The sequence below is a fragment of the Pseudomonas sp. GW823-FHT05G12 genome (genome assembly GCF_058795575.1).
Genome location: NZ_CM179501.1, coordinates 65350 through 80046, shown reverse-complemented (window position 1 = coordinate 80046; position 14697 = coordinate 65350). Strand labels below are relative to the sequence as shown.

General features: G+C 57.8%; 12 protein-coding genes and 1 pseudogene. 6 read left to right on the top strand and 7 right to left on the bottom strand.

What is annotated here, in order from left to right; all coding sequences use genetic code 11:
* Positions 1-137: 137 nt before the first annotated feature.
* Together AC3RCM_RS00360 and AC3RCM_RS00355 are read right to left on the bottom strand one after the other, a co-directional pair.
* A pseudogene (locus AC3RCM_RS00360) lies at positions 138-1757 on the bottom strand (MFS transporter).
* A 97-nt stretch (positions 1758-1854) separates the two neighbouring features.
* Positions 1855-3501, bottom strand: coding sequence for a GMC family oxidoreductase (locus tag AC3RCM_RS00355; protein ID WP_064492540.1), 1647 nt, complete (start codon positions 3499-3501; stop codon positions 1855-1857).
* A 234-nt stretch (positions 3502-3735) separates the two neighbouring features.
* Between AC3RCM_RS00355 and AC3RCM_RS00350 the strand changes: the two genes are divergently transcribed.
* Positions 3736-4623, top strand: coding sequence for a LysR family transcriptional regulator (locus tag AC3RCM_RS00350; protein ID WP_064492541.1), 888 nt, complete (start codon positions 3736-3738; stop codon positions 4621-4623).
* On the opposite strand, the gene AC3RCM_RS00345 is transcribed toward AC3RCM_RS00350, so the two are convergent.
* The 3 genes from AC3RCM_RS00345 to AC3RCM_RS00335 are packed head-to-tail and all read right to left on the bottom strand — an operon-like array spanning position 4612 to position 7620.
* Entirely contained in the window at positions 4612-5430 is an 819-nt protein-coding gene (locus AC3RCM_RS00345) for a sulfite exporter TauE/SafE family protein (RefSeq protein WP_014589206.1), read from the bottom strand. The genes AC3RCM_RS00350 and AC3RCM_RS00345 overlap by 12 nt on opposite strands.
* Entirely contained in the window at positions 5427-6695 is a 1269-nt protein-coding gene (locus AC3RCM_RS00340; protein ID WP_010951462.1) for an NAD(P)/FAD-dependent oxidoreductase, read from the bottom strand. Before AC3RCM_RS00340 ends, AC3RCM_RS00345 begins: the two co-directional genes overlap by 4 nt.
* A 40-nt stretch (positions 6696-6735) precedes the next feature.
* The gene (locus AC3RCM_RS00335) at positions 6736-7620 is read right to left on the bottom strand and encodes an MBL fold metallo-hydrolase (protein ID WP_020192714.1); all 885 of its coding nucleotides are present in this window, start codon (positions 7618-7620) and stop codon (positions 6736-6738) included.
* A 222-nt stretch (positions 7621-7842) separates the two neighbouring features.
* Here AC3RCM_RS00335 and AC3RCM_RS00330 point away from each other — a divergent pair, with 222 nt between their 5' ends.
* The 5 genes from AC3RCM_RS00330 (at position 7843) to AC3RCM_RS00310 (ending at position 13009) form a co-directional block, all read left to right on the top strand.
* The gene (locus AC3RCM_RS00330) at positions 7843-9135 is read left to right on the top strand and encodes a sigma-54 interaction domain-containing protein (RefSeq protein WP_003253147.1); all 1293 of its coding nucleotides are present in this window, start codon (positions 7843-7845) and stop codon (positions 9133-9135) included.
* Positions 9136-9265: 130 nt separating this feature from the next.
* Positions 9266-9673, top strand: a complete 408-nt coding sequence (locus tag AC3RCM_RS00325; RefSeq protein WP_010951459.1) for an RcnB family protein — start codon at positions 9266-9268, stop codon at positions 9671-9673.
* Between the two features lie 738 nt (positions 9674-10411).
* Positions 10412-10813, top strand: coding sequence for a hypothetical protein (locus AC3RCM_RS00320; protein WP_012269857.1), 402 nt, complete (start codon positions 10412-10414; stop codon positions 10811-10813).
* Positions 10814-10894: 81 nt separating this feature from the next.
* On the top strand, positions 10895-12292 hold the full coding sequence (locus AC3RCM_RS00315) for a hypothetical protein (RefSeq protein WP_223296393.1): 1398 nt from the start codon (positions 10895-10897) through the stop codon (positions 12290-12292).
* Positions 12293-12481: 189 nt separating this feature from the next.
* A complete protein-coding gene (locus AC3RCM_RS00310) occupies positions 12482-13009 on the top strand; it encodes a hypothetical protein (protein ID WP_012269855.1) in 528 nt (175 codons plus the stop codon).
* Between the two features lie 101 nt (positions 13010-13110).
* Here the strand turns inward: AC3RCM_RS00310 and AC3RCM_RS00305 are convergent, their stop codons facing one another.
* The gene (locus AC3RCM_RS00305) at positions 13111-13434 is read right to left on the bottom strand and encodes a hypothetical protein (RefSeq protein ID WP_010951457.1); all 324 of its coding nucleotides are present in this window, start codon (positions 13432-13434) and stop codon (positions 13111-13113) included.
* Between the two features lie 117 nt (positions 13435-13551).
* Positions 13552-14226: a heavy metal response regulator transcription factor gene (locus tag AC3RCM_RS00300; RefSeq protein ID WP_003253420.1), complete on the bottom strand. Its 675-nt coding sequence runs from the start codon at positions 14224-14226 to the stop codon at positions 13552-13554.
* Between the last annotated feature and the right edge of the window lie 471 nt (positions 14227-14697).

Sequence of the window (14697 nt, the reverse complement as noted above, 5' to 3'; positions counted from 1 at the left end):
ATGCTTGAATTGATAGCTAAGTGTATGAATTTGCTAGTTATTTCTTTGTATGAATTTTTTCTGAAAATCGTGCATAAGTTTTTTTGAGGCATAAGAAAACCGGCTTTTACAGCCGGTTTTTTTATGGCATGTGGACATCAGACTTTGTCGATATCTACATCCTTGGTTTCTCTCAGACAGAAGATCCCAACCACCAGGCTGATCCCGGTCACCAGCACCGGGTACCACAGCCCGTAGAAGATATCCCCGGTATAGACCACCAGCGCAAACGATACGGTAGGCAGGAAACCACCAAACCAGCCATTACCAATGTGGTAGGGCAGCGACATCGAGGTGTAGCGGATGCGGGTCGGGAACAGCTCGACCATCACCGCCGCCAACGGGCCATAGGTCATGGTCGCGATCAGGATCATCGCCACGATCAGTACCACCACCATTACCTGGTTGACCTGCGCAGGGTCGGCCTTGGCCGGGTAACCAGCCTGCTCGATTGCAGCACGCATGGCGGTTTCGTCAAAGCCGTTGATGGTCTTGTCACCGATGTTGACCACCACTTCACTGCCGGCCACGCTAACCGAGCTGTACGGCAGGCCCTGCTTGACCAGGAAGGTCTTGACCTTGTCGCACGGGCTGTCAAAACGAGCCTTGCCCACTGGGTCGAACTGGAATGTGCAGCCTTGCGGGTCGGCGGTGACCACGATCGGCGCCTGACGGCTGGCAGCGTCGATCTGCGGGTTGGCGTAGTGGCTCAGCGCCTTGAACAGTGGGAAGTACAGTACCGTGGCCAGCAACAGGCCGAGCATCAGGATCGGCTTGCGGCCGATACGGTCGGACAACCAGCCGAAGAACACGAAGAACGGCGCGCCAATCACAACGCTGATGATGAGCAGGGTGTTGGCCTGAGCCGAGTCCATTTTCAGCATCTGGGTCATGAAGAACAGAACGTAGAACTGCGCCGTGTAGAAGGTCACAGCCTGCCCCGCGTTGATGCTGAACAGGGCGGTAAGCACCACTTTCAGGTTTGGCCAGGAGGTGAATGACTCACGGATGGGCGACTTGCTGACCTTACCCTGAGCCTTCATTTTCACAAAGGCCGGCGACTCGTGCATGCTCATGCGAATCCAGGTGGAGATCGCCAGCAGCACGATCGACAGCAGGAACGGCAAGCGCCAGCCCCAGGTCTCGAACTGGTCGCCACTGATATACCGGCTACCCAGCACCACCAAGAGCGACAACAACAGGCCCAGCGTTGCGGTGGACTGGATGAAACCAGTGTGCAAGCCCCGCTTGCCGGGCGGCGCATGCTCGGCCACGTAAGTGGCTGCACCGCCCTACTCGCCGCCCAGCGCCAGCCCTTGAAGCATGCGCAGGATCACCAGGATGATCGGTGCGGCGATGCCGATGCTGGCGTAGGTGGGCAACAACCCCACAGCGAAAGTGGACAGGCCCATCAGCACGATGGTGACCAGGAAGGTGTACTTGCGCCCGATCATGTCACCCAGGCGGCCGAACACCAGCGCGCCAAACGGCCGCACCAGAAAGCCCGCAGCGAAGGCCATCAGGGCGAAGATGAAAGCGGTGGTATCGTTCACGCCAGCGAAGAACTGCTTGCTAATGACCGCTGCCAGCGCACCATAGAGAAAAAAGTCATACCACTCGAAAACCGTCCCGAGAGATGACGCGAAAATGATCTTGCGTTCTTCACGGCGGCTGGAGCTGCTGGCCGCCGCCCCCTGCTCTTGGATGTAATCCGACATCGTTGCTGTCCTCGGCCCTTAGGCCACAGTGATTATTCTTGTTGTTCCACTGTCGGCGACTTCTGACCGCAAGCCGCCGGTACTGCACGCACCCGGGTCAGGGCGTCGGTAACGCGTCTTGGTTCAGGTAGGTCTGGGTAGCAGCTCCTTTGAGGATCAGTTGCGCCGCCTTTTCGGCGATCATCAGGGTGGGGGAACAGGTATTGCCGGACGTTATGTGCGGCATGATCGAAGCATCAGCCACGCGAAGACCGGGGATGCCATGCACGCGCAGCTGGTTATCCACAACGTCCATGGCACCGTTGCCCATGCGACAGGTACCGACCGGGTGGAAGATGGTGGTGCCGATCTTGCCAGCGGCCTCGAACAGGTCTTCCTCGCTTTGCAGCGCTGGGCCCGGCAAATATTCCTTGGGCTCGAAAGCGGCGAGGGCAGGGGCCTGGACGATGCGCCGGGTAAGGCGAATGGCATCGGCAGCAACCCGCAAGTCCTGCGGAGCACTGAGGTAATTGGGGTCGATCAGCGGCGTGCTGTTCATGTCGGTGCTGCAGATGTCGATGCGCCCGCGGCTGGCCGGGCGCAGGTTACACACCGAGGCAGTAAAGGCCGGGAACTGATGCAACGGCTCACCGAAGCGTTCCAGTGACAGCGGCTGCACGTGATACTGAAGGTTGGCGGTGGCCTGTTCGGGGCTTGAACGCACGAACGCGCCTAACTGGCTCGGCGCCATGGCCAGCGGCCCACTACGGTCGTAGAGGTAACGCAGGCCCATGCCCATCTTGCCCCACAGGCTGTTGGCCATCTGGTTCAAGGTACGGGTGTTGCGGATCTGGTAGATCAGGCGCAGTTGCAGGTGGTCCTGCAAGTTGCCACCAACGCCTGGCATGTCGTGGCGAACACCAATACCCAAGCTTTCCAGCAACTGACGCGGGCCGATGCCGGAGCGCTGGAGGATGCCCGGTGAACCTACCGCCCCAGCACAGAGGATGATCTCGCGGCGCGCCGCAAACTCATGCCAGGCCCCTTGCCAGAGCGCCTTCACCGCCCTTGCGCGGGTGTTGTCGAGCAGTACCTGGTCAACCTGCACGCCGGTCAGCACAGTGAGGTTGGCGCGATCCTTGATCGGCCGCAGGAAAGCTTTGGAAGCGTTCCAGCGCACACCACTGCGCTGGTTGACCTGAAAATATCCACAACCCTGGTTGTCGCCGGTGTTGAAATCGTCGACCTTGCCAATACCGCTCTGCTCGGCGGCATCTCGGAAAGCATCAAGGATCGGCCAGCTGTAGCGTTGCCGCTCGACCCGCCATTCGCCCTCCGCGCCGTGGTGCTCGCTGGCGCCTGCAAAGTGGTTTTCGCTGGCCTTGAACAGCGGTAACACATCTTTCCACGCCCAGCCGTCGTTGCCTTGCGCGGCCCAATGGTCGTAGTCGGCGGCTTGGCCCCGCATGTAGATCATGCCGTTGATCGACGAACAGCCACCTAGCACCTTGCCCCTTGGATAACCCAAAGCGCGACCGCCGAGGCCAGGTTGTGCCTCGGTCTTGAAGCACCAGTCTGTGCGCGGGTTGCCGATGCAGTAGAGGTAACCGACGGGGATGTGGATCCAGGGATAATTGTCACGGCCACCCGCCTCCAGCAGCAGCACGCGGCAGGAAGGGTCGGCGGACAAACGATTGGCCAGCAGGCATCCGGCAGGACCGGCCCCTACGACCACGTAGTCGAAGACAGAATCGGCTGATGGCATGTGCAACCTCGCGCCTGTTTTTTATTCTTGTCCCGATCCATCTTAGTGAGTAATTTCGTGGATGAAACACGAGATTTCGCGCAGCCGCTGTGCGTTTTAGCACAGTGGCAAGCCTGTACCGACCTTTTCGCGGGCTCGCCCGCACCTCAGGGATCACGTTACCTTCAGGGTGTTCACCGCACCTGTGGGGCATGCCCGTGAAGAGGCCGGAACGAACTGCCATAAAGGACAAGCATGTTCGACTGGAATGATCTGCGGTTTTTCCTCGAGTTGCAGCGCAGCGGCCGCCTGCTGACCGCCGCCAAGCGCCTGAACACTACCCACAGCACCGTGGCCCGGCATATCGAGAGCATCGAGCAGAGCCTGGGAACCGCGCTGTTCGTGCAACATGCCCAGGGGTACGAGCTGACCCCCTCGGGTCAAGCCCTGCTCAAGCATGCCGAAGCCATGGAGAACGTCGCCCTGCTGGCACAGGAGGAAATCACCCAGGCCATCACCCCGCTGGGCAAGATTCGCCTGGGGGTAACCGAAGGCATCGGCATCATGTTCTTCACCCCACGCATGAACGCGTTGTTCGAGCGCTACCCCGGCCTGGAGGTGGAACTGGTAGCGGTGCCGCGCTTCGTCAGCATCCTCAACCGCGAGGCAGAAATCAGCATCCATCTGGAGCGGCCCAACGCCGATCTGCTGATCACCCGCAAACTCACCGACTACCGCCTGGCGCTATACGCCAGCCAGGACTACCTGGACCGCGCGCCGCCACTGCGCCACCGCGAAGACCTGGCCCGGCACAGCTGGATCGGCTACGTTGACGATTTGCTGTTCAGCCAGGAACTGCTGTTTCTCAACAGTTTCTGCCGAGCACCCAACGTGGTGTTTCGAAGCACCAGCGTGATCGCCCAGCAAGCCGCCGCCCGCGCCGGGCTGGGCATCGCCGTGCTGCCCAACTACATGGCCCGCCACGACCCGACAATGGTGCGCGTGCTGCCGGGTGAAACCATCCAGCGCAGCTACTGGATCTGCACCCGCCGTGAGCTGCACAAGTCTGTGCGCCTGCGGGTGGTGTGGGACTACCTGCTGGCGTTGTGCGCGGCCGAACAAAGCGAGTTGCTAGCCGAGTAGAGCCTTGCCGGCCAACAACAGGGCAGCGGCCCAACCTGCCACGGCAAACATCTGCTGCAGACGCGGCCCGGCCAACCTGGCTGCCAAAGGCCGCGCCAGCAGCAGGCCGAGCACCGCGCCGACGGCAAACGGGGCGCCAACCTGCCAGTGCATGACGCCCGCAAGGCTGGCGCTGACCACACTGCCGGTAGAGACCAGGGCAATCACCGCCAGCGAAGTGGAAACGATGCTGGCCATGCGCAGGTTGGTGTAGCGGTTCAGGGCAGGGATGATGACGAACCCCCCACCCACGCCGAGCAGGCCGGACAACAACCCGGACAAGGCACCCGTGAATGCCAATGCGCGCGCGCAGGGCAGGGTCCAGCGCAAACGACCCTGCAGCGGGTTCAGCACACACGGCTCGATAAAGCGATGAGCGTCATTGGCTTCGCCACGCAGCTCTTTGGCCGCCTTGCGCCATATGCGCAGGCAGGCATAAACCAGCACGCCGGCGAATACCACCTGCAACGGTGCATTCGGCAGGCGGTGCGCCAGCATCAGCCCGAACGGCGCTGCTGCCACACCAACCAACGCAATGAACAGCGCAGCCCGATAACGCACCAGCCCTTGGCGCAAGCCCAGCACGGCACCAACCGCTGCAGCCAAACCTACAGCCAACAGGCCCACCGGTGCCGCTTCGACCATCGATAGCCCCAGGCCGAACACCAGCAAGGGTACTGCAAGAATGCCACCGCCTGCGCCGGTCAGCGCCAGCACCGCGCCGATGATTGCGCCCAGGCCCGCCCCTAACAGTTGATGCTCGATCACTGCCCACCCTCGGCTACCAGCTGCGGGCGTGCCAACCACTCGCGCCCCTTGAGCATGCCTTGCCAATACAGCGGTGGCAGCGCCTGTGCCTTGAGCAGCCAGGCCAGGCGGGTCGGCTTGCGGCCATCCAGTAACCAGTTGGGGAAGCTCGGTGCCAGCTTGCCGCCATAGGTGAACTCGGCCAGGACGATCTTGCCGCGCTCGACGGTAAGCGGGCACGAGCCATAGCCGTCGTACTGAGCCAGGGTCGCCAGCCTGCCCAGCGCCACCAGCACATTGTTGGCGACCACCGGTGCCTGCTTGCGCGCCGCAGCGGCGGTCTTGGCATTGCTGGTGTTAGCCACGTCACCTAGGGCATGAACGTTGGTGTATTTGCGATGGCGCAGGGTATGCGGATCGACGTCAACCCAGCCGGAGCTATCAGCCAAGGGGCTTTCGCGAATGAAGTCTGGCGCCACCTGTGGCGGTACCACGTGCAGCATGTCGAAGGCCTCGATGCGCGTCTCGCTGCTGCCATCGGGCAAGGTACGCAAGAATGTAGCGCGCTTTCCCGGGCCGTCTACGGCAACCAACCTGTGAGAGAAGTTGAGATCGACGGCGTATTTTTCGATGTACTTCATCAGCGCGGGCACGTAGTCCGCGACACCGAACAGCACGGCACCCGCATTGTAGAAGCTGGCTTTCACCGCCCCCAAATGGCCATGGCGCAGCCAGTGGTCGCAAGACAGATACAGCGCCTTCTGTGGTGCACCGGCGCACTTGATCGGCATGGGCGGCTGGCTGAACAACGCGCGTCCTTGCTTGAGCTTTTGCACCAGTTCCCAGGTATAGGGTGCCAGGTCGTAGCGATAGTTGGAGGTGACACCGTTGCGGCCCAGGGTCTCGCTGAGCCCATCAATGGCCGCCCAGTCCAGCTTGAGGCCGGGGCAGACGATCAGCTGTTCATAGCTGATGGCGCGACCATCATCGAGGATGACCAACTGGGCCAATGGGTCGAATCCCTTTACCCGCGCCTTGACCCAGCGCACACCGCGAGGAATGGTCGACGCCATGGTGCGGGCAGTGCTGGGTGCCTTGAACACACCGGCACCGACCATGGTCCAGCCGGGTTGGTAGTAGTGCACTTCGGCAGGGTCGATCAAGGCGACGTCCAACGATGGGTCGCGGCTGATCAGGCTGGAAGCAGTGGCGATCCCGGCGGCACCGGCACCGACGATGACCACCTTGTGGTGGTCGGTATTGGCAGGGGACAACAAGGCAGGCATGGCGGTAAATCCTGGAAATCTGATTATGGGGGCAGGGCGCTTACAGCTTGTTCAGCGGGATCTTCAGATAGCTCACACCGTTCGCCTCTGGAGGGGGTAGCTGGCCGCTACGCATGTTCACCTGCACCGAAGGCAGGATCAGCACAGGCATTTCGAGCGTCTTGTCGCGGGCTTCGCGCATGGCAACGAAGCTGTCCTCATCGATACCCTGATGGATGTGAATGTTGTGGGCGCGCTGCTCGGCGACAGTTGTGACGTACTGCATGTCGCGGCCACCTGGCAGGTAGTCGTGGCACATGAACAACCGCGTCTGATCGGGGAAAGCCAGCAGGCGACGGATTGAGCGGTACAAGGTGCGGGCATCGGCCCCGGGGAAGTCGCAGCGGGCGGTGCCATAGTCGGGCATGAACAAGGTGTCTCCAACGAACACCGCGATCTCGCCGGCATCTTCGATCATGAAACTCATGCACGCGGGTGTGTGCCCAGGCGTGTGCAACGCACGGGCCTGCAGGTTGCCAATCCGGAAACCTTCCTCGTCTTCGAGCAGCACATCGAACTGGCTGCCATCACGGGCGAAGCCGGGCTCTGCGTTGAACAAGGCGCCAAACACTTTCTGCACCTGGGTAATGTGCGCGCCAATTGCGGTATGGCCGCCCAGCTTTTCTTTCAGGTAGGCAGCCGCTGAAAGGTGGTCAGCGTGCACATGGGTTTCCAACACCCACCGCACGCTGGCATTCAGTTCATTCACACGCTCGACCAAGCGATCAGCCGAAGCGCTACAGGTGCGCCCGGACTTGGGGTCGTAATCCAGCACGCTGTCGATCAATGCGCATTGTCGGGTTTCACGGTCCATGACCAGATAGCTGATGGTCGAGGTCGCCTCGTCGTAGAAGGCGTCCACGTGAAGGTTGTTGCCGATGATCATCACGTTCTCCAATTTATCCGCCCCGCCTTGTACAGGCGTAGGCAGTGACAGGAGCTTTATCAAGATGCATGCCAGGCTTTTTGCCACTCACTGGCCAGTAAAACCGGCCAGTTGCAGACCGCTGCGGGCAAAACTGGCAGCCAAGGTGGCAGTCGACTGACAGCCAATGGCAGTGTTTGGCAGTCCTTGTTACCCTGCGTCGGTCATCCATACGGTGCCGACATGCCTGAAGCCCATCCTCTCATCCTAGCTCTGGTTTCCTACCTCGAGCACGATGCCCTTCCGACCATCGTGTTGGACACCGACTACAACATCCTCGCCGCCAATGCGGCCTATCGCCGTCAGTTTGGCCGGCATGATCAGGCCCCACTGGGCGAGAAGTGCCACAGGGTTTCGCACCACTACGCTGTGCCGTGCGACCAGGCTGGCGAACATTGCCCGATGCGCAAGGCGTGGGACAGCAAGGTACCGGAGCGGGTATTGCACATTCATCACACACCACGCGGCCCGGAGCATGTGGATGTGGAGTTGCGGCCGATCCTGGATGAGCAGGGCAAGGTAGTGGCCTTTGTCGAACGCCTCACCACCATCACCCTCGCTTCGGCGCAGCCACAGGAGCAAGGGTTGGTCGGCCGCGCGCCAACCTTCAAGGCCGCGCTGGCCAGCCTGCAGCGTGCGGCACCGGCGCAGATCCCGGTGTTGCTGCAGGGGGAGTCGGGGACCGGCAAGGAGCTGTTCGCCCGTGCAGTGCACATGGGCAGCCCCAGGGCCAACGGCCCACTGGTGGTGGTCGACTGCACCGGCCTGACCGAGTCGTTGTTCGAGAGTGAACTGTTCGGCTATGAGAAGGGCGCGTTCACCGGGGCGAATCAGCGCAAGATCGGCTTGGCCGAGGCAGCCCATGGCGGCACCCTGTTCCTCGACGAAATCGGTGAAGTGCCGCTGGCGATGCAGGTGAAGCTGCTGCGCCTGATAGAGTCCGGCAGTTTCCGTCCTGTGGGCAGCCTGCGCACTGTCCATTCGGATTTCCGCCTGATATCGGCCACCCATAAACCACTTAAACAAATGGTCGCGGATGGCTCCTTCCGTGAAGACCTGTATTACCGCATCAGCGGCTTCCCGATTCGTCTGCCTGCATTGCGCGAACGGGTGGAAGATCTGCCGCTGCTCGCACAGAGCCTGCTGCAGCGCATGGCCGGCCAGCCGACGCCCAGGCTGAGTGAAGACGCCTTGCAGCAACTTGCGTTGCATCCGTTTCCAGGCAATATCCGCGAACTGCGCAACATTCTGGAACGCGCGCGTTTGTTTGCCGATGACGGAGTAATCAGACCGGAGCATTTACCGGAAGACACTGGGCTGACTGGCGCGGCTAAAGGAAGCGGCCGTCGCAATGACTTGGGTGAGCTGGCGCAGGCGCTGGAGCAGTTCAAAGGCTCGCGCAGTGAACTGGCCAGTCATCTTGGCATGAGTGAACGCACGCTGTATCGCCGCTTGAAAGCACTCGGGCTGAACTGAAAGAACGCCAGACTTTACCGGACCTTTACCTGCGCCCTGACATTGAAAGGGAAAAATCGTGGTCTGATCAGTTAACCGAACCTGGCACTCAATACCTGCCAGGCGATTAACAGGCAGAGGACCGCATCAAATGAAGAAAGCCCTAACCGTGATCTGCGCCGCGCTCATGCTCAGCACACCGCTGGCAAGCTTCGCGCAACCGGGCCCGCCTGATCGGCATGATGGCGGCCCATCGCACCAAGGCAACCCGCCACATGGTCAACCACAGCACCAGGGCCGACATGACAATGGCCGCGGACCTGCTTACCGTGATCCAAACTTCCGCCCACAACAAGGCATGCCGATACCTCATAAACAGTGGCAGCGTGGTCATGCCGTTGATCCACATTACCGTGGGGACCGTTACTGGGTAACTGACTGGAAAGCACGCCACCTGTATGCGCCACCTCGTGATCATCGTTGGCTGTATGTGAATGGCGACTATGTTCTGGTGGCCATTGCCAGCGGTGTGATCGTGAACATTCTCACCGGCTACTGATTGTTTGCAGGCACTAAAAAGCCCGCATCAGCGGGCTTTTTAGTGCCTGGCGAATTACACCTGATGTAGGTTCACAAAATAGGTGATAGGCCAGACCCCGTGAAATTGGAATCTTCGCCATTTTTTTTGTGAAATGAAGGGGTGCTTTTCACAGAAAAGCCGAGAAATCCCTACTCACCAATCACAAAAGTTGATTGGCCTGGAAAGGGCCGTTTACGACCGACGCGTGACTTTTCGGTAAGGGATGAGGAGTAGTCGCAGCGATCCTTTAGCTCCTAGTCTGGCGACCTTGGGTTCAGAATCCGACTGGCAATGCCCGCCGTCACTACTTCAGAGGAACCAGCTTCCTCTGCTGCCAAAATTGCGGGGGGCTCATGCTGGTACCCAGGCCCGACAAATGCGCAGTTGCAGCCCTCAATTGCAAGGCTATCCAAAGCGGCACGCGTGTCAATCAAGATCTGATGCATGACGATGGCCGGCCTCACGGAGGTGAAACCGGAGATTCAGATTGACTAAACCGACCCCGTAGACACCAACCTCCACGAAGGCCGCTATCGACCCAAAGCTGTCCTTCAAGAAAGGCAGCTAACGGCGAGAAGCGGTCATTTTGTATCTACAGGTTTCGGGGCGATTCACTCGTCTGATGCTCAGGAGCACCAGGATGGGCGTCAAGGAGGTGGTCATCTTGAGGTGGACTATGCTGACCAGTTGCTCTCAAATCTAATCGTGAGGTCCTCCATGGCAAACCCCAATCTGCTGGCTCTATTCAGAGATGAAGTCCTTCTGACCGGGCCTGAAAGCTCCCTTCCAAGCAACCTATCTCAGTTCTGGCTTGAGGAGCTCCAGAGTCATCTGGAGAGGTATTTCGACGGTTTGAACTCGGATTCAGATGCAGAAGAGAAGGATCTCGACATCTCTCTCCCACTCGCAGCGATCATCCACATCTTGTTCGCGAAGAATGGTGGGGAGGAGATATCCGAGAGCTCTGAAAAGCTGTACGAGTATTTCCAAGACTACCGGCTCGAACTGGCCCTTGAAGAGATCACGCGAAAGACTCATGTGGCTGCCGAGGCTGCAACCATTGAGACCATCTTCACCAACCGAGATGTCCTGGTGGAACAAGGCCCCCTTCTTCAATAGGTACCTCCACCGATGCCATCGCCGGCGGGCACGCTCCGAGGCATTGATGGAATGCATTTTGACGGCTGCCGAGATCAGCGAATGAAAGAAATTGCTGCGCCGATGTTCGATCTAATCGCTTTGTCGCTTCCACGAGGGTTGGGGTTTGGGGACAGCCCGCCAGTAGGGGCATGGCTTAGTGAGGACGGAATTTCTTGTGCCGCTCTAACCCGAAATATCAATTCCGGCAGCTTCGGAATTGTCACCTTGCGGCGTCGTGTCGATAGCGTGTGGGTGCTCCTCAGCCATGGTGAGTGCACCACTGGCGAGTCCGAAGCCCGCGCCTCAATCAGCCATTTTCTCTATACCCAAGCCCATCCGCTTCCACTCCCTTCAGGTGAACGACGACGTGCTCCTCTAAGCAGAATGGGTAAGCGCACACCAAGCGTGGTGTTCAAATCACTATTTGATCCAAGCCGCCGTATTGGGGCGTGGGCGCTGAATCAACTGTATCTCGCACTGCCATCCCCAGACAGAAATTGGGTTCCCGATTGCCAGACTGAGAATTTTCACACCCGCCTCTGGGAAGCCCACCTATTAGCGATTTTTCGTGAACAGGGACTCTTGGTCACCCAGCCTAAAGAATCACCCGATTTTCACATCGAGAATAGGCTGGGAGATGAGGCCTGGGTTGAAGCAGTGACAGCCAACCCGGAAGAGCGGTATGAGCATTTTGGCGCCTCGCCGGTCCCCCCACCCGCTGACCGACATGAGCGTTTCTTAGGAGCGGCTGCAGAAAGGTTTGCGAGGACCATCCAAAACAAATTGGACAAGCGTTACGAATCCCTACCGCACGTGGAGGGTAAGCCGCTCATTCTGGCCTTAGCCGATTTCCATGCGCCCAGTTCAATGCTGTGGAGCAGGGAGTCGCTCATCAGCTATCTCTATGGCTTTGCAGTTCACTCATCTGCGCATCGTGGTACGCACCTGATAACTGTGGAGGAAGAGACATCTCTGCTATCAGGGCGCCCCAACGGCCTATTTACGCTAATGGAAAATGCCCATCTTTCAGCGGTCATTTTCACCAATGCCTGCACAGTGCCAAAGCTCAGCCGAGTGCCGATCTCAGGTGGAGCTCATCTAGACGGGTACCGATACTTGCGGTTTGGTGAGTTTTTCGACCGTTCTCCGGGAGCATCACGAGGTATCCCATTTCTGTTGGATGTAGCGTCCAGCGACTACGGTCAGCTCTGGCCGCAATATGGCTACGAGCCGTGGTCTGCTGAAGTGGAGGTATTCCATAACCCTATGGCACTATACCCGGTGCCTAATGAGTTGATACCAGAAGTCACCCACTGGAGAGAAGTAAACGGAAGAGTCGAGTGCGAATCTTTCTTTGATGTATCCATACTCCGATCCAGAACACTCGTCCTCAGTGCAAACGCTAAGGTTCCGTCACTCGATGAGTTGCTGACAGCAGCCAGTCCTCCAGAGCTCTGACGGCGGCGGGGTGGCCGCATCGTTGCCACGCAGGTAGATGAGAATTTCTCAGCAAGCTACCCAGCCAGGGGAAGGACATGAGATCCCCTGCGCAATTCAGGACCGTTGAAGCGTCACCTCTCTTCGGGTAAAAGCATGACCGTCATACAACGCTACAACAGCGTCATACCCGAGAGCATAGGAAGAAAAATGTCGATCCAAGGACTAAAACGATACTTTGGAAACAAGATTCACGCAGTGATAATGATGGCCCCGCTTAAGCGGGAAATGATACGCCTCGGCATATGCACCCTTATGGCGATTATTCTGAATATCATCTTGTATACCGGCGTTGAAGTAGACGGCACCATCAAGCCGTGGGCAGAAACCCCGATAAAACTGTTTGCATCGTCGATGTTATTCGCCTTCATGATCAAGGCTTTTCTGCCAGTTCTCGGCTGGACGATACTGAAAGCAATGCTGTTGAGTGCGAACAATGCCTTCAGCGGCATACTGAGTTTTTTGGGCAATCAGTTCACAGGCGTCATGTACTGTACCGGAATTATTATGGGTTCTATCACGATTAAATTGTATATGGTTTCCGGGGTTTTAGACTCTGAGTTTGCTTATCTGTCCGCAATCGTATTTGCTTCCGGGGTTTTATATTTCTATGTGCTGCAATGCGCCATTCAAAAAACAATGAGTCCGGCCCTGCGTACACCAGCAGTACCGCGTTAAACCACTAGGCTGTGACTATTCATCTCTGGTGCTCAGTAGGCGCTCGCTCTGCTGAACCCTCACCCATACACAACCATTAATGGACTGGCCCGCCTTCGACTTTATGAAGAAGGCGAGCGAGCACGTGACTGATTGCGCATGTATTCCGAGATGAGACTTTCGAAATTGATGTCCGCCTCCTCAACGAGAATATTGACGTGACAGTACAGCTCTTCAGGACCTCTGAGATAATTGAAAATCCTTGATCTAACGATGCCGCAAACCCCTTCTTTGACCGCCGTAGAGGGGAGGTTGATAACATCGCCAACGCACGGGATAAGAGCTAGGCCATGGTCGCTGTTGAAGACAATGTCAGCTGGACAGGCATCAATGCTGGCATCGGATTGTCCTTGCGAAACCTGCTGATAATCAATGCTATACCTCATGTACAGCCTACCTCATTTGTTGAGTGAGGAATCAGCGCCGCGGATCGTAAACAGAAACCTCAAGTTCGCAAGCGACGGGAGCATGTAGCGGATTTTCGGTACTAGAGAGCTTGGCAACTATCGTTTTTCAAGCACATACCCTACGCCCCGAAGCGTATGTATCAGTTTGGTCTCGAAAGGGTCATCTATCTTGGCTCTGAGTCTTCGAATCGACACCTCTACAACGTTTGTGTCGCAGTCAAAATTCATATCCCAAACCTGCGAAATAATTTGGGTGCGGCTCAGCACCACACCGGTATTACGCATCAGGTAATGCAGTAACGCGAATTCTTTCGTGGTCAGGTCAATGCGCTGACCGTCCCTGAATGCCCTGTGCCGGCTCTGATCAAGCTCCAGGTCAGCGACGCGAATGACCTCTACGGATGCAGGGTGATCTGACCTGCGCATCAAGGCGCGAACCCGGGCCAGCAGCTCAGGGAACTCAAATGGCTTGATCAGGTAGTCATCTGCTCCGTTCTCCAGCCCCCGGACCTTATCCGCCAGCCGGCTTCTCGCCGTCAGCATCATGATACGGGAAGGGCAGTTTTTACGACGCAACAACTCAAGGACCTGCCAACCGTCCATCTCTGGCAGATTTATATCCAGGATAATCAGCTCATATTCGTGCTGCTTAGCCAAGAATAATCCATCTGACCCGGTGTGGACGCAATCTACGACATAGCCACATTCCGTCAGACCTTGACGCACATACTCCGCAGTTTTTACTTCATCCTCAATTACCAGAATTCGCATGGGATTTTGTCTCGATATCACTGAGCAATTAACCGCGCACGCGCGCCGGCATTATTGAAAGGGATGGTAAATCAAAATGAGCGTGCCGGGGCTCAAATGACGGATTTGTAATTTCTAGGTAATACAGTTGATAGTCTGGCGGTATATCTTGTCGCGGTTTGGGTTTGACAGTTGCGGGCCCTCTCTCCAGCAGGTGATTTGACCTTATGAAGTATTGGGTTATTTTCTTCTTTGTGCTGGCTTCGTTCCGCTCAGATGACGGCGAGGTCGCTCACATTGAAGAGACTGGTCATTGGTGTAGTCATGAACTTCACCGGCATGCGATGCGTACAATCGAACGCCTACTTGAATTTTAGGCAAAAAAAAGGCGCCCAATGGGCGCCAAATATCCACCTTTTACCAAAGGAGCACTTAAGCCACTCAAGGTGAATGCGTAATGCTCGTTTTACTAACAGGACCCGCCAATGGATA